This window comes from Streptomyces flaveolus, assembly GCF_014648815.1.
Classification (GTDB): Bacteria; Actinomycetota; Actinomycetes; order Streptomycetales; family Streptomycetaceae; genus Streptomyces; species Streptomyces flaveolus.
Genome location: NZ_BMRV01000005.1, coordinates 219,475 through 233,967 on the forward strand (window position 1 = coordinate 219,475; position 14,493 = coordinate 233,967).

Annotated in this window: 14 protein-coding genes; 9 read left to right on the forward strand and 5 right to left on the reverse strand. The window is 73.2% G+C overall.

The features are described 5' to 3' along the window. Window positions 1–7 precede the first annotated feature (7 nt). From IEZ05_RS14750 to IEZ05_RS14770, 5 genes are all read left to right on the forward strand, one after another. Window positions 8–1,147: a sensor histidine kinase gene (locus tag IEZ05_RS14750; protein WP_189230545.1), complete on the forward strand. Its 1,140-nt coding sequence runs from the start codon at window positions 8–10 to the stop codon at window positions 1,145–1,147. Between the two features lie 162 nt (window positions 1,148–1,309). Beyond that, a complete protein-coding gene (gene pheS / locus IEZ05_RS14755) occupies window positions 1,310–2,431 on the forward strand; it encodes a phenylalanine--tRNA ligase subunit alpha (RefSeq protein ID WP_189230546.1) in 1,122 nt (373 codons plus the stop codon). Continuing rightward, a complete protein-coding gene (pheT, locus tag IEZ05_RS14760; RefSeq protein ID WP_189230547.1) occupies window positions 2,431–4,953 on the forward strand; it encodes a phenylalanine--tRNA ligase subunit beta in 2,523 nt (840 codons plus the stop codon). The genes pheS and pheT overlap by 1 nt, the downstream gene beginning before the upstream one ends. A gap of 517 nt (window positions 4,954–5,470) precedes the next feature. Further along, window positions 5,471–6,811: a transcriptional regulator gene (locus IEZ05_RS14765; RefSeq protein WP_189230548.1), complete on the forward strand. Its 1,341-nt coding sequence runs from the start codon at window positions 5,471–5,473 to the stop codon at window positions 6,809–6,811. 119 nt (window positions 6,812–6,930) lie between these two features. After that, window positions 6,931–7,476 carry an NUDIX hydrolase gene (locus IEZ05_RS14770; RefSeq protein ID WP_189230549.1) on the forward strand — a complete coding sequence of 182 codons (546 nt, stop codon included), beginning with the start codon at window positions 6,931–6,933 and terminating at the stop codon, window positions 7,474–7,476. Between the two features lie 34 nt (window positions 7,477–7,510). Here IEZ05_RS14770 and IEZ05_RS14775 read toward each other — a convergent pair whose 3' ends face one another. Further along, window positions 7,511–7,768 carry a hypothetical protein gene (locus IEZ05_RS14775; protein WP_189230550.1) on the reverse strand — a complete coding sequence of 86 codons (258 nt, stop codon included), beginning with the start codon at window positions 7,766–7,768 and terminating at the stop codon, window positions 7,511–7,513. A gap of 193 nt (window positions 7,769–7,961) precedes the next feature. Then, a complete protein-coding gene (locus IEZ05_RS14780; protein ID WP_308033458.1) occupies window positions 7,962–8,834 on the reverse strand; it encodes a 3-hydroxybutyryl-CoA dehydrogenase in 873 nt (290 codons plus the stop codon). Between the two features lie 175 nt (window positions 8,835–9,009). Between IEZ05_RS14780 and IEZ05_RS14785 the strand changes: the two genes are divergently transcribed. After that, window positions 9,010–10,275: a glycoside hydrolase family 10 protein gene (locus IEZ05_RS14785; RefSeq protein ID WP_189230551.1), complete on the forward strand. Its 1,266-nt coding sequence runs from the start codon at window positions 9,010–9,012 to the stop codon at window positions 10,273–10,275. A 1-nt stretch (window position 10,276) separates the two neighbouring features. On the opposite strand, the gene IEZ05_RS14790 is transcribed toward IEZ05_RS14785, so the two are convergent. Both IEZ05_RS14790 and IEZ05_RS14795 read right to left on the reverse strand, forming a co-directional pair. After that, window positions 10,277–10,471: a DUF1918 domain-containing protein gene (locus IEZ05_RS14790; RefSeq protein WP_189230552.1), complete on the reverse strand. Its 195-nt coding sequence runs from the start codon at window positions 10,469–10,471 to the stop codon at window positions 10,277–10,279. A gap of 40 nt (window positions 10,472–10,511) precedes the next feature. Beyond that, window positions 10,512–11,438 (reverse strand): DMT family transporter, encoded by a 927-nt coding sequence (locus tag IEZ05_RS14795; RefSeq protein ID WP_189230553.1) that lies wholly within the window; start codon window positions 11,436–11,438, stop codon window positions 10,512–10,514. On the opposite strand from IEZ05_RS14795, the gene IEZ05_RS14800 reads away from it, so the two are divergent. The 3 genes from IEZ05_RS14800 (at window position 11,437) to IEZ05_RS14810 (ending at window position 14,030) form a co-directional block, all read left to right on the forward strand. Then, the gene (locus tag IEZ05_RS14800) at window positions 11,437–12,891 is read left to right on the forward strand and encodes an aminotransferase-like domain-containing protein (RefSeq protein ID WP_189230554.1); all 1,455 of its coding nucleotides are present in this window, start codon (window positions 11,437–11,439) and stop codon (window positions 12,889–12,891) included. The genes IEZ05_RS14795 and IEZ05_RS14800 overlap by 2 nt on opposite strands. Before the next feature lie 40 nt (window positions 12,892–12,931). Continuing rightward, complete coding sequence (locus IEZ05_RS14805; RefSeq protein WP_189230555.1) at window positions 12,932–13,372, forward strand: GNAT family N-acetyltransferase; 441 nt, start codon at window positions 12,932–12,934, stop codon at window positions 13,370–13,372. 73 nt (window positions 13,373–13,445) lie between these two features. After that, entirely contained in the window at window positions 13,446–14,030 is a 585-nt protein-coding gene (locus IEZ05_RS14810) for a histidine phosphatase family protein (RefSeq protein WP_189230556.1), read from the forward strand. A gap of 15 nt (window positions 14,031–14,045) precedes the next feature. Here IEZ05_RS14810 and IEZ05_RS14815 read toward each other — a convergent pair whose 3' ends face one another. Further along, on the reverse strand, window positions 14,046–14,489 hold the full coding sequence (locus tag IEZ05_RS14815; RefSeq protein WP_189230557.1) for a DUF6314 family protein: 444 nt from the start codon (window positions 14,487–14,489) through the stop codon (window positions 14,046–14,048). Between the last annotated feature and the right edge of the window lie 4 nt (window positions 14,490–14,493).

Here is a 14,493-nt window from a genome sequence, read left to right on the forward strand (position 1 = left end):
CACGGGGATGAGCGTCGGCACGAGCAGCGCACCGGGGGCACACCGGACGGGGCGCCCTCCCGAGCCGCGCCTGCCCGGAGACCTCGCCGACCTCGGCATCGGCCCCGACGAGCTGCCCGACGGCCTCGTCGTAGCGGACGAGCACGGGCGGGTGATCTGCTTCAACGCGGCCGCGGCCCGCATCACCGCCGTCCCCGCGGCGCACGCCCTCGGACAGCCCCTCGACCGGGCCCTGCCCCTGGAGGACCTCGACGGACGGCGCTGGTGGCAGCTGACCGATCCCTACGGCGGGCTCGCCATCCGCGTCGGCCAGCCGGAGCGCAACCTGCTGCTCCCCGGCGGCCGCGAGGTCCTCGTCTCCGCCCGCTACGTCCGCACCGAGCGCACCGGCCCCGTCCACCGCGTCGTCGTCACCCTGCGCGACACCGAGGCCCGCCGCCGCACCGAGCGCAGCCACGCCGAGCTGATCGCCACCGTCGCCCACGAACTGCGCTCCCCGCTCACCTCCGTCAAGGGCTTCACGGCGACGCTGCTGGCCAAGTGGGAGCGGTTCACCGACGACCAGAAGCGGCTGATGCTGGAGACCGTCGACGCCGACGCCGACCGCGTCACCCGGCTCATCGCCGAGCTGCTGGACATCTCCCGGATCGACTCCGGACGGCTCGAGGTCCGGCGCCAGCCCGTCGACATCGGTGCCGCCGTCGGCCGCCACATCCAGGCCTACGTCGCCGCCGGACAGCCCGCCGACCGCTTCCTGCTGCGCCTCGGCCGGCCGCTGCCCGCCCTGTGGGCCGACCCCGACAAGATCGACCAGGTGCTCAGCAACCTCATCGAAAATGCCGTGCGGCACGGCGAGGGAACGGTCACCATTGACATCACGCCCGCGGCGTCCCCCCGTGAAGAGGAGGACGCCGGCACGTCGGTCACGGTGAGCGACGAGGGGCCCGGCATCCCGGAGGAGTCCATGAACCGCGTCTTCACCCGCTTCTGGCGGGGCAGCAAGCGCGGTGGCACCGGCCTCGGGCTCTACATCGTCAAGGGCATCGTCGAGGCCCACGGCGGCACCATCACGGTCGGCCGCGCCCCCGGCGGCGGCGCCGAGTTCCGATTTACGCTGCCCGTGTCGGCTCCCGCGTATCTCACCTGAGACGGTCCGGGACCCCCACGGGCGCATTCGCCTTTCTCCACCCCGTTAGACTCGGCCTTTGGCACCTTTGTGTCCCGCAGACGGAGACGTCCAGATCGAGACGCTTCGTCCACGAGCCGGTGACGGGGACCACCAGCCAGCCAATCGGAAGCACGGGAAGAGATGTCGGCACCGAATAAGTCGTACGACCCTGTCGAGGTCGAGGCGTTGAAACCGGAAGAGATCGAGCGCATGCGGGACGAGGCGCTCGCCGCCTTCGCCGCCGCGGACTCCCTCGACGCGCTCCAGGAGGCCAAGGTCGCCCACACCGGCGGCACCTCCCCGCTGTCGCTGGCCAACCGCGAGATCGGCGCCCTGCCCCCGCACGCCAAGGCCGAGGCCGGCAAGCGCGTCGGCATGGCCCGCGGCGCCGTGAACAAGGCCCTCGCCGCCCGCCAGACCGAGCTGGAGGCCGAGCGCGACGCCCGCGTGCTGGTCGAGGAGGCCGTGGACGTCACGCTGCCCCACGACCGCGTGCCGGCCGGCGCCCGCCACCCGCTCACCACGCTCTCCGAGCGCATCGAGGACATCTTCGTGGCCATGGGCTACGAGGTCGCCGAGGGCCCCGAGGTCGAGACCGAGTGGTTCAACTTCGACGCCCTGAACATCGGCCCGGACCACCCGGCCCGCGGCGAGGCCGACACGTTCTTCGTCGAGGGCCCCGAGGGCGGCACCGAGTCCGGCGTCGTGCTGCGCACCCACACCTCGCCCGTGCAGATCCGCTCGGCGCTCGGCCGTGAGCTGCCGGTCTACGTGATCTGCCCCGGCCGCGTGTACCGCACCGACGAGCTGGACGCCACGCACACCCCCGTCTTCCACCAGGTCGAGCTGCTCGCCATCGACGAGGGCCTGACCATGGCGGACCTCAAGGGCACCCTGGACCACATGGTCCAGTCGCTGTTCGGCGCGGAGATGAAGACCCGGCTGCGGCCGAACTTCTTCCCCTTCACCGAGCCGTCCGCCGAGATGGACATGCTCTGCTACGTCTGCAAGGGCGCGTCCGTCGGCAACCCCGACCGGCCCTGCCGCACCTGCTCCAGCGAAGGCTGGATCGAGCTGGGCGGCTGCGGCATGGTCAACCCGCGGGTGCTCGTCGCCTGCGGCGTCGACCCGGAGAAGTACAGCGGCTTCGCCTTCGGGTTCGGCATCGAGCGGATGCTGATGTTCCGCCACAACGTCGAGGACATGCGAGACATGGTCGAGGGTGACGTCCGGTTCACCCGGCCGTTCGGGATGGAGATCTGATGCGGGTCCCGCTTTCTTGGCTGCGGGAGTACGTCGACCTGCCGGCCACCGAGACCGGCCGCGACGTGCAGGCCAAGCTGATTTCGGCCGGCCTGGAGGTCGAGACCGTCGAGCACCTGGGCGCCGACCTCAAGGGCCCCCTCGTCGTCGGCCGGGTGCTGACCATCGAGGAGCTGGAGGGCTTCAAGAAGCCGATCCGCTTCTGCACCGTCGACGTCGGCCAGGCCAACGGCACCGGTGAGCCCCAGGAGATCGTCTGCGGCGCCCGCAACTTCGCCGTCGGCGACAAGGTCGTCGTGGTCCTCCCCGGCGCCACCCTGCCCGGTGGCTTCTCGATCTCCGCGCGCAAGACGTACGGCAAGACGTCCCACGGCATGATCTGCTCCAGCGACGAGCTGGGCATGGGCGACGACGGCACGCACGGCATCATCGTGCTGCCGCCGGAGACCGAGGTCGGCAAGGACGCCATCGAGCTGCTGGAGCTGGTCGACGAGGTCCTGGACATCGCCGTCACCGCCAACCGCGGCGACTGCCTGTCCATCCGCGGCGTCGCCCGCGAGACCGCGATCGCCTACGGCCTGCCGCTGCGCGACCCGGCCCTGCTCGACGTGCCCGGTCCGAACGCCTACGGCTACCCCGTGAAGATCGCCGACCCCACGGGCTGCGACCGCTTCACGGCCCGCACGGTCACCGGCCTCAGCCCCGAGGCACGCTCCCCGATCTGGCTCCAGCGGCGCCTGCAGAAGGTCGGCATGCGCCCGATCTCGCTCGCCGTCGACGTCACCAACTACGTGATGATGGAGCTCGGCCAGCCCCTGCACGCCTACGACCGCGGCCTGGTCCAGGGCACCATCGGCGTGCGCCGGGCCGAGGAGGGCGAGAAGATCGTCACCCTCGACGGCGTCGAGCGGACGCTGCACGCCGAGGACCTGGTCATCACCGACGACCGCGGCCCGATCGGCCTCGCGGGCGTCATGGGCGGCGCCAACACGGAGATCGCCGACCACGGTGCCGCCGAGAACGGCGGCAACGCGACGAGTGACGTGGTCATCGAGGCCGCCCACTTCGACCAGGTGTCCGTCGCGCGCACCGCCCGCCGCCACAAGCTGTCCTCCGAGGCGTCCCGACGCTTCGAGCGCGGCGTCGACCCGCAGGCCGCGGCCGCCGCCGCCCAGCGCACCGTCGACCTGCTCGTGCTCCTCGCGGGCGGCACCGCCGAGGCCGGTGTCACCGAGCTCAGCGCCCCGTCCGCGCCGCACACCATCTCCATGGCCGCCGACCACCCGGACAAGGTGGCGGGCGTGACGTACGGCCGTGAGACCGTCGTACGCCGCCTCCAGGAGGTCGGCTGCGACGTGTACGGGCAGGACGAGCTGATCGTCACCGCCCCGTCCTGGCGGCCCGACCTCACCGACCCGAACGACCTGGCCGAAGAGGTCATCCGCCTGGAGGGCTACGAGAACCTGCCCTCCACGCTGCCCCGTCCCCCGGCGGGCCGTGGCCTGACCGCCCGGCAGCGGCTGCACCGCCGCGTCGGCCGGGCGCTGGCCGGCGCCGGTTACGTCGAGGCGCTGAACTACCCGTTCGTCAGCGAGCAGGTCTTCGACCAGCTCGGCCTGGACGCCGACGACCCGGCCCGCCAGGTGGTCAGGCTGGTCAACCCGCTCAGCGACGAGGAGCCCGCGCTGCGGACCTCGCTGCTGCCGGGCCTGCTGGGCGCCCTGCGCCGCAACGACGGCCGGGGCAGCCACGACCTCGCCCTCTTCGAGACGGGCCTGGTCTTCCAGCCCCGCGACGAGCAGCGTGTCGCCGTCAACCTGCCCGTCGACCGGCGCCCCAGCGAGGAGGACCTCGCCGCGCTGGACGCCGCGCTGCCCGACCAGCCCCGGCACGTCGCCGTCGTCCTCGCGGGCGCCCGCGAGCAGGCCGGCTGGTGGGGCCAGGGCCGCCCGGCCGACTGGGCCGACGCGGTCGAGGCGGGGCGCCTCGTGGCACGGGCGGCGGGGGCCGAGCTGATCCTCCGCAAGGGACAGTACGGGCCCTGGCACCCCGGGCGCTGCGCCGAGCTGATCGTCACGGCCGACGGTGCGGAGCGAGTCGTCGGGCACGCGGGTGAGCTGCACCCGCGGGTGATCAAGGCGCTCGGTCTGCCCGCGCGGACCTGTGCGATGGAGCTGGACCTCGACGCGGTGGCCCGCGCCGGGAACGACACCCCGCAGGCGCCGAGCATCTCCACGTTCCCGGTCGCCACGCAGGACGTCGCCCTGGTCGTCGACGCGTTCGTCCCGGCGGCGGACGTCGAGGCCGCGCTGCGCGACGGTGCGGGCGAACTGCTGGAGTCCATCCGGCTGTTCGACGTCTACGACAACGCGGAGCAGCTGGGGGAGGGGCGCAAGTCCCTCGCGTACGCACTGCGCTTCCGCGCGGGGGACCGGACGCTGACGGTCGACGAGGCGTCCGCAGCCCGCGACGCGGCGGTCGCCCTCGCGGGCGAGCGGGTCGGAGCGGTACTGCGCAGCTAGCGGTGCGCCCGAGGGGCGGGGGGCTTCTGCCGTCCGGCGGCTGACGGTAGTCGGTGGCTGGTCGCGCAGTTCCCCGCGCCCCTTCAGTCCGCCGGCGCAACGCTCATCGAGAGGCGGGGGCCCTTCGAGGGCGTTGCGGTCATGCCGGTAAGGGGCGCGGGGCTGTGACATGTGCGGCTCCGCCGCGTGGGCGCGAGCAACCACGACGCGCCCGCGGACGACGACGCACCGCGATCCTCCACGCAACCGGCGGAGCCAGTCGCCCTGTCGGGCCGGCGGAGCCGTCCGCCCCGCCACGGAGTGTCGGGCAGGCAGCTGGGCGGACGGCGTGAAACGGGCCGCCGCACTGTACGAGGGGGAGCCGGCGGCCCGGCCGGCCTCTTTCGAGGCAGTTCAGTCAACCGGCCCGGCACTCTCCGCGACAGCGCGCACACGCCGCGGATTCGCGTACTCCGTTCACACCCCGTGTGAAGGACGACACACTACGCTGTCGGCACCGAATCACCCGGGGGGCATCATGCAGCCCAACACTCTGCTCGACGCGGTCCTGGACGAGGCAGGGGTCTCGCACGCGGGACTGGCCGCCCACGTCAACCAGGCGGGACGGGCGCGCGGGCTCTCGCTGAGATACGAACACACCGCCGTCGCCCGGTGGCTGAAGGGACAGCGGCCGCGCGGCCAGGTGCCCGACCTGATCTGCGAGGTCCTCGCCGCACGGCTGCACCGGCCCGTCACCCTCGACGACATCGGCCTCGGTGTGCCCGGCGAGCCCGCCGGGCCGCACACCGGCTCGCTGTCCGGGTTCGTGGAGCGGGCGACCGCCCTGTGGCGCTCCGACCAGCAGCAGCGCCCGCACATCCTGGGCGCGCCCGCGCTCACCGGCACGCCCGCCGTGATGCCGGTGTGGGAGTGGGAGAACCCGCCCGAGGACGTGGACGTCTCCCGCGGCGGCCGGCACCGGGTCACCACGGCCGACCTGGAGATGCTGCGCTCGGCCCGCACCCACTACGAGCAGATGTACCGCAAGGCCGGCGGTGTCGCGACGCGCGCCCGCATCGTCGGCTTCCTCAACGCGGAGGCCGCCCCGCTGCTGCGCGGCGGCTACACCGACGCCACCGGCCGCCAGCTCCACCGGGCCACCGGCGGCCTGGTCGCGGTGGCCGGCATCTGCGCGTACGACTCGGACGCGCACGGCCTCGCCCAGCGCTACTTCCACCAGGCGCTCCGCCTGGCCAAGGCCAGCGGCGACCGGGGGCTGGGCGCGTACGTCATCGCGCTGCTGGTCAACCAGGCGCTGTTCCTGCGGGAGTACCGCCAGGCCGTCGCCTTCGCCGAGGCCGCCCTGCGCACCGCCGGCCGGCACATCACCCCGGCGCTCGCCTCCGACCTGTACGCGATGCAGGCCAAGGCGTACGCCCACCTCGGCGACGGCACCGGCGCCCTGTCGTGCATCCGGCGGGCCGAGCAGGCCGCCGAACGCATCCGGCGCGGCTACGAGCCCGACGAGACCGGCTATGTCCAGCCCGGCCTGGTCAACGTCCAGGTGGCCGAGGCGCTGCTCAGCCTCGGCGAACTCGCGGCGGCCGGGGAGCACGCCGCGCAGGCCGTCGACAACCCGGCGCACGACCGGGGCCGTGTGCACCGGCTCGCCATGCTCAGCACCATCGAACTGCGCCGGGGCAACGCCGACAAGGCGGTCGCCACCGCCGTGCAGATGGCGGAACAGGCCCGCGGAATGGAGTCCCAGCGCCTGCGCGACAGACTTCGCGCGGTGCGCGAACACCTGGTGCGCAGCGGCTGCGGAGGCACGGCCGAGGCCGCCGAACTCATCGACGGGGCACTGCGCGTACCGCTCTAGCCGGCTCGCCCTCCCGGGGACGCCGCGCCCACCACTGCGCCGTGAGCGGCCGTCGTGCGCCTGCTGTCGGGCCGCTCCGGCTGCGATATTGCCACCTACTCAAGAAAGGTGGCAGAACCGTGCAGTGGACGAAACAGAACGAACAGAATGTGTACGCAAATCGCTGGTTCAGCGTCAACCTCGCGGATGTCGAGCTACCGGACGGCCGGCATCTCGACCACTTCCTCATACGGATGCGCCCCGTGGCCGTCGCCACGGTGGTCAACGAGGCGAACGAGGTCCTCCTGCTGTGGCGGCACCGCTTCATCACCGACAGCTGGGGCTGGGAACTCGCGGCCGGTGTCGTCGAGGACGGCGAGGACGTCGCGGTGGCGGCGGCCAGGGAACTGGAGGAGGAGACCGGCTGGCGGCCGGGACCGCTGCGCCACCTCATGAGCGTGGAGCCGTCCAACGGGCTCACCGACGCCCGGCACCACGTCTACTGGGCCGACGAGGGCGAGTACGTCGGACACCCCGTGGACGACTTCGAGTCGGACCGCCGGGAATGGGTGCCCCTCAAACTCGTCCCCGACCTGGTCGCCCGCGGGGAGGTCCCGGCCGCCAACATGGCGGCCGCGTTACTCCTGCTGCACCACCTGCGGCTCGGACAGGACGCCATGCCGTGATCCCCGGCGTCTGCCGCGTCCGCCACCGCGCCGCTCAGCGTCCGAACGCCTGCCAGAGGGCCACCACGAGCGCGCCCACGGCCGTGACCGCGGTGACCGCCGGCAGGGGCCAGCGGGCGTGCTCCAGGGTGACGAGCCGGGTGCTCAGCTCGTCCAGGTCCTTGGCGGTCTCCTCGGTGCGATGGCTGAGCAGTGCCAGCCCGCCCTCCACGCGGGCGTAGGCGACATCGAGGCGGCGCCGTAACTCTGCGAGTTCTCCAGGGACGGCGGGATGCTCGGGATCGGCGGTCACGAATCCGCTCCTTTCGTGGTCGAACGGGGGTCGAATCACATCCCTTGCAATGCGCATGATGAGTCAACTCGCCTGGTGGGCGTGTGGGGAGAGTGTGCGTACGGCATATGCGGGCCCGGTGCGCACACGGGGTGCGAACGCCGCGGGCCCGGCACCGCACCGGGTGCCGGGCCCGCGAAGCGGTCACTCAGCGTCAGCCGTAGGTGTAGAACCCCGAGCCGCTCTTGCGGCCCAGCCGGCCCGCGTCGACCATGCGCTGGAGCAGCGGGGGAGCGGCGTAGAGCGGCTCCTTGTACTCCTCGTACATCGAGTAGGCGACCGAGGCGACCGTGTCCAGACCGATCAGGTCGGACAGCTTCAGCGGGCCCATCGGGTGGGCGCAGCCCATCTCCATGCCGTTGTCGATGTCCTCGCGGCTGGCGATGCCCGACTCGAACATCCGGATCGCGGAGAGCAGGTACGGGATCAGCAGCGCGTTGACCACGAAGCCGGAGCGGTCCTGGGCGCGGATCGAGTGCTTGCCGAGCACCTTCTCCGTGAAGAGCTGCGCCCGGCTGAGCGTGCCCTCGGAGGTGGTGAGCGCCGGGATCAGCTCGACGAGCTGCTGCACCGGGGCCGGGTTGAAGAAGTGGATGCCGATGACGTGGTCCGGCCGCGAGGTGGCGACCGCCAGCTTCACCAGCGGGATCGAGGAGGTGTTGGAGGCCAGGATCGCGTCCGGCCGGGTCACCACCTGGTCGAGCACCTGGAAGATCTCGGTCTTGACCTGCTCGTTCTCGACGACGGCCTCGATGACGAGGTCACGGTCGGCGAACTCGCCCAGGTCGGTGGTGAAACTCAGGCGCGCCTGCGTCGCCTCGAGCTCCTCCTCGGTGATCTTGCCGCGCTCGGCGGCCTTGGTGAGGGAGTTGAACAGCCGGGTCCGGCCGATCTCCAAGGCCTCGCCGGTGGTCTCGGCGACCTTCACCTCCAGGCCGGAGCGGGCGCACACCTCGGCGATGCCCGCCCCCATCTGACCGCAGCCCACCACGCCGACGCGTGCGATATCTCCCGAGATGCCGGTCACATCGTCCCTTTCGCTGACTCCACGGCTGAGGCAGGTCCGCCGGGGTCCCCGGCGCCTGCTCCGATCGTGCACGTTACCCCCGAAGTGCCGCGGATCCGTCGCCCGGGTCGGGCATGCTGAGGTCCCGTACACGATCCGTGACGGTGCGGATCCACAGCGTTTCTGGAGGTCTCCCATGGGCCGTGTCTCGCGTCGGGCCTTCGCGGTGGCCGCGTTGTCGGCGCTCACCCTGGCGCCCGCGCCCGCGTCCGCGGCACCGGCGGCGCCCGCGCCACCGGCCCCACCGGGACGGCCCGGCCACCGGCGCCGCGCCGTCACGCAGATGCGGGGCATGTGGCTGGCCACGGTGAACAACCGGGACTGGCCCACCCGGGCCGGCCTGCGGGCGTCCGAGCAGCGCGCCGAACTCGTCGAGCTCCTCGACACCGCGGTCCGCCACAACCTCAACACGGTGATCTTCCAGGTGCGGCCCACGGCGGACGCGCTGTGGCCGTCGGCGTACGAGCCGTGGTCGCAGTACCTGTCCGGCAGCCAGGGCCGGGACCCGGGCTGGGACCCGCTGGGCACGGCCGTGCGCGAGGCCCACGCCCGCGGTCTGGAGCTGCACGCCTGGTTCAACCCGTACCGCGTCTCCCTGCACGACGACCCGTCCCACCTCGTGCCCGCGCATCCCGCCCGCCGGAACCCGGAGTGGGTGGTGCCGTACGGCGGGAAGCTCTACTACAACCCGGGGCTGCCCGAGGTCCGCGCCTTCGTGCAGGACGCGATGATGGACGCGGTGGAGAAGTACGCGGTGGACGGCGTCCACTTCGACGACTACTTCTACCCGTACCCGGTGGCGGGGCAGGCCTTCGACGACGGCGGGACGTACCGCACCTACGGCAGTGGCTTCGCCACCAAGGCCGACTGGCGGCGGGACAACATCGACCGGCTGGTGCGCGAGACGGCGGCCCGCGTCAAGAAGGCCCGGCCCACCGCCCGCTTCGGCGTCAGCCCCTTCGGGGTGTGGCGCAACGCGGCCACCGACGAGCGCGGCTCGCGGACGACCGCGGGCGTCCAGACGTACGACGACCTGTACGCGGACACCCGCAAGTGGGTGCGCGAGGGCTGGCTCGACTACATCGTCCCGCAGCTGTACTGGAACATCGGTCTGCCCGCCGCCGACTACGCGAAGCTGCTGCCGTGGTGGGCGGAGGTGGCCAGGGGCAGCCGGACCCAGCTGTACGTGGGGGAGGCGCTGTACAAGGCCGGTGACCCGGCGCAACCCGCCGCGTGGCAGGACCGGGACGAACTCTCCCGGCACCTCGCCCTGGCCGCGGACCACCCGGAGGTGCGCGGTCACGTCTTCTTCGCCGCGAAGGACGTGGCGGACGACCGGCTCGGCGCGATGGCGCGGGTGGCCGCCGACCACTACCAGCAGCCCGCGGACACCCCGCGCTGAGCTAGATCCGCATCTCCCTGTGCCGGATCTCGGTGTCGGGGCCGGGCGAGCACACGCCTTCGTGCCCGTCCTCGAACCGGACCCGGTACGGGGGAGTGCCTTCCTTGCCCATCACTTCGACTATCTCGCCGACCTTGTCGTGCTCACCGACCACCCGGCCGTGCTGCACCAGCTGGTCGCCCTTCATCGCGTGCATCTGTGAGGCCTCCTCACGTGTGTGCCGCACGTTTCGCCGCTCAGCCCCGTGACCGCTGCGTGACCGCGATGCACACCAGCACCGCAGCCGCCGTCAGCGGGGCGGCCACCGTCAGGTGCTCGCCCAGGAGAAGTACCGACCACACCAGTGTGAGCAGCGGCTGGGCCAGCTGCAACTGGCTGGCCTTCGGTACGCCGATGGCCGCCATGCCCCGGTACCAGACGACCAGGCCGAGGAACTGAGAGCCCGCCGCCACCCACAGCAGCCCGGCCACGCTGTGCGCGGTCAGGTGCACGGGTTCGTGGGCCAGGGCCAGCGCGGTGGCGGGCACGGTGAGCGGCAGGCACAGCACCAGCGCCCAGCCGATGACCTGCCAGCCCGGCATCACCCGGGCCAGCCGGCCGCCCTCGGTGTATCCGGCCGCGCACACCAGCAGCGCCGCGAAGAGGTAGGCGTCGGCGGTGGTCAGCGCGCCACCGCTCTGCTGCACGGTGAACGCCACCACGGCCGCCGCGCCCGCCAGCGCCGCGATCCAGAAGGTGCGCGAGGGGCGCGTGCCGATGCGCAGCGCGGACAGCAGCGCGGTGGTCAGCGGGAGCAGGCCGACCACGACGGCCGCGTGCGCGGTGGTCGAGGTCTGCAGCGCGAGCGTGGTCAGCAGGGGGAAGCCGAGGACCACGCCCCCGGCGACCACGGCGAGGCCGAACCAGTGCCGCCGCTCGGGCAGCGGCACGCGCAGGCCGAGCAGACAGCCCCCGGCGATCAGCGCGGCGAGCACGCTGCGCACGGCGACCAGGGACCAGGGCCCGAAGCCCTCCAGGCCCCAGGCGGTGGCGGGGAAGGTGAGCGAGAACGCGACGACGCCGAGCGCGGCCAGCAGGGTGCCGGAGGAGGTACCGCCGGATGCCGTGGCCGGACCGCTGACCGCTATCCTCGTCGGGCTGGTAGCGCTACTCTGTACTGTCATGCAAGAGCGTAGCAGTGTCGCTGAACTGGCGAACCAGTTGCGACGGGAACTCGACCGCTACTCACCTGGTGGAAAGCTCCCGTCCAGCCGTGCCCTCGTCGACCGCTTCCGGGTGAGTCCGGTGACCGTCTCCCGCGCCCTGGCGCAACTGGCCGCCGAGGGTCTGGTGGTGACCCGGCCCGGCGCGGGGGCCTTCCGGGCGGCCGCGCGGCCGAGTGCCGCCCCGGCCGGGGACACCTCCTGGCAGGAGGTCGCCCTCAGTGCCGACGGCGCCGCCGACCTCGTGCCGCGCTCGGTGGACGCCTCCGGGGTCCTGGTCTCGCTGGCCGCCCCGCCGCCCGGCGTCGTCGAGTTCAACGGCGGCTACCTGCACACCTCGCTCCAGCCGGAACGGGCCATGGCGGCGGCGCTGTCCCGGGCGGGACGCCGTCCCGGCGCGTGGGGCAGGCCGCCGATGGAGGGACTGCCGGAACTGCGGGAGTGGTTCGCCCGCAGCATCGGCGGTGCGGTCACGGCCGCCGAGGTGCTCGTCACCTCGGGCGGACAGTCGGCGCTGACCACCGCCCTGCGCGCCCTCGCGCCGCCCGGCGCGCCCGTCCTCGTGGAGTCGCCGACCTACCCCGGCATGCTCGCCATCGCACGGGCCGCCGGTCTGCGCCCGGTGCCGGTCCCCGTCGACGCCGACGGCGTGAAGCCGGCCCTGCTCGCCGACGCCTTCCGGGCGACCGGCGCCCGCGTCTTCGTCTGCCAGCCCCTCTTCCAGAACCCGACGGGTGCCGTACTCGCGCCCGAGCGGCGCGGCGAGGTGCTGCGCATCGCCCGCGAGGCCGGCGCCTTCGTCGTCGAGGACGACTTCGTGCGGCGGCTCGTGCACGAGGACGCGGGGCCACTGCCGCGTCCGCTGGCCGCCGACGACGCGGATGGCGTCGTCGTGCACGTCTGCTCGCTGACCAAGGCGACCTCGCCGAGCTTCCGGGTGAGCGCCCTGGCGGCGCGCGGCCCCGTGCTGGAGCGGTTGCGCGCCATCCAGGTCGTCGACACCTTCTTCGTGCCCCGCCCCCTTCAGGAGGCGGCGCTCGAACTCGTCGGCTCGCCCGCCTGGCCACGCCATCTGCGCGCCGTCTCCGCCGAGTTGAAGGCCCGCCGCGACGCGATGACGTCCGCACTCCGCCTGCACCTGTCCGAGTTCACCCTGGCCCACATCCCGTCCGGCGGCTACCACCTGTGGCCGCGCCTGCCCGACGGCACCGCAGAGGCGGCCCTGACCGCGGCCGCCCTGCGGGCGGGAGTCGCGATCACACCGGGCCGCCCCTACTTCAGCGCCGAGCCCCCGGCCGCCCACCTGCGGCTGAGCTTCGCCGCGGTGGCCGGGACGGGCGAGATCGCGGAGGGGGTGCGGCGACTGAGCACGGCCTGGGCCGAGGTGCGCGAACAGGCCGGGACGCGCGGATAACGGGTCGACGCCGTCCGGCCGCCGCTGCGACCATCCCGCCATGACCGACACGCCGCGCCTGCCCGAGGGCTACGAGATCTCCACCGACCCCGACCGGATCGACGCCGGACGCGTGCACCGGTGGCTGTCCACCGACGCGTACTGGGCGCTCGGCCGGACCCGCGAGAAGCAGGACCGGGCGATCGCCGGCTCGCTCAACTTCGGGGTGTACGAGGCGGTGACGGGGGAGCAGGTGGCGTACGCCCGCGTCATCACCGACCGGGCGACCTTCGCCTGGCTGTGCGACGTGTACGTCGACCCCTCGGCGCGCGGCAAGGCCCTCGGCACCGCCCTGGTCGGTGCCGTGCGCGAGCAGCTGAGGCCGTACGGGCTGCGCCGCATCCTGCTCGCCACGCACGACGCGCACGGCGTCTACGAGAAGCTCGGCTTCACCCCGCTGGACCGCCCCGACCAGTGGATGACCCTCGCCTTCGGTCGGTGAGCCGTGACGCACCCTGGGTAACCCACTGGTAACACCTCTTGACCAGCCCACTTCCGCGGCCCACCATCACCGCATGGCGCTTCGGGTCACGTTCGTCGCGGCTGCGCGCAGCTCGCCCCTGCTCGCGGAGCGCTTCGGGGACGACCGGCCGCTGGACCAGGCCGGCTGGGACGAGGTGCTGCGCGCCGCGCCCGACCTGCTGCCGCTCGCGGCGGCAGAGCTGCGCTACTGCTCGCCCACGCCCCGCAGCCGCGCCACCGGCGACGCCCTCGGCTACGCCCCGCTGGCCCAACTCGCCCTGCGCGAGTGCGACATGGGCCGCTGGGGCGGGCTGACGCTCGGCGAGGCGATGGCCCGGGAACCGGCGGCGGTGGACACCTGGCTCGCCGATCCGCGTTCCGCCCCGCACGGCGGGGAGTCGCTGTTCGCCCTCATCACCCGCGTCGGCGGCTGGCTCGACACCCGGCCCGGCGAGGACGGCGACCGCATCGTCGCGGTGGCCGAGCCCTCCGTGGTCCGGGCGGCCCTGGTGTACGCGCTGAAGGCGCCGCCCGCGACGTACTGGAACCTCGATGTGCGCCCGCTGTCGACGACCACCCTCACGGGCCGCGCGGGCCGCTGGAACCTCCGCTTCGACGGGGCGCCGGCCGGACCCTGAGGCCCCCGCGGCGGGCTAGCCCTCGCGCGTGTAGTCGGTGGTCAGCAGCAGGTCCTTGGCCGGGCCGCCCACGCGCCACACCGTCCGCCAGTGGTCCCGGTCCCGGACGGTGAACTCGCCGCGGTAGAGGTCGGCCGCGCAGGGGTGGTCGGCCACATGACGGCCCGACGTCAGGTCCAGGTCGTGGAAGGGCCGGCCGTCCGCGAAGCACACGTGGGCCGTGCCCGGCGCGCCGCCCGGCTCGTAGCGCAGCGTCCGCTCGGCGGGACGGGCCACGCCCCGCCAGGTGAAGGCGCCGGACTCGTGGCCGCGCAGACCGCCGCCCTCCCACGTCTCGAAAGCGGTCGTTCCCTCGAAGCGGCCGACGTCGCCGCTCGCGAGGTCCCGCACCGACCGCTCCGTGCGCCACCGCCCGGCCAGGTACGCCAGTACGTCCGGTACTGGCCAGAACTCGCCCATCCCG

Bases quoted from the DNA above. Each gene is read 5' to 3' on its own strand.
- IEZ05_RS14750 (WP_189230545.1), top strand. From the start codon at position 8: ATGAGCGTCGGCACGAGCAGCGCACCGGGGGCACACCGGACGGGGCGC.
- pheS (WP_189230546.1), top strand. From the start codon at position 1,310: ATGTCGGCACCGAATAAGTCGTACGACCCTGTCGAGGTCGAGGCGTTG.
- pheT (WP_189230547.1), top strand. From the start codon at position 2,431: ATGCGGGTCCCGCTTTCTTGGCTGCGGGAGTACGTCGACCTGCCGGCC.
- IEZ05_RS14765 (WP_189230548.1), top strand. From the start codon at position 5,471: ATGCAGCCCAACACTCTGCTCGACGCGGTCCTGGACGAGGCAGGGGTC.
- IEZ05_RS14785 (WP_189230551.1), top strand. From the start codon at position 9,010: ATGGGCCGTGTCTCGCGTCGGGCCTTCGCGGTGGCCGCGTTGTCGGCG.
- IEZ05_RS14790 (WP_189230552.1), bottom strand. From the start codon at position 10,471: ATGCACGCGATGAAGGGCGACCAGCTGGTGCAGCACGGCCGGGTGGTC.
- IEZ05_RS14800 (WP_189230554.1), top strand. From the start codon at position 11,437: ATGCAAGAGCGTAGCAGTGTCGCTGAACTGGCGAACCAGTTGCGACGG.
- IEZ05_RS14795 (WP_189230553.1), bottom strand. From the start codon at position 11,438: ATGACAGTACAGAGTAGCGCTACCAGCCCGACGAGGATAGCGGTCAGC.
- IEZ05_RS14805 (WP_189230555.1), top strand. From the start codon at position 12,932: ATGACCGACACGCCGCGCCTGCCCGAGGGCTACGAGATCTCCACCGAC.
- IEZ05_RS14810 (WP_189230556.1), top strand. From the start codon at position 13,446: ATGGCGCTTCGGGTCACGTTCGTCGCGGCTGCGCGCAGCTCGCCCCTG.
- IEZ05_RS14815 (WP_189230557.1), bottom strand. From the start codon at position 14,489: ATGGGCGAGTTCTGGCCAGTACCGGACGTACTGGCGTACCTGGCCGGG.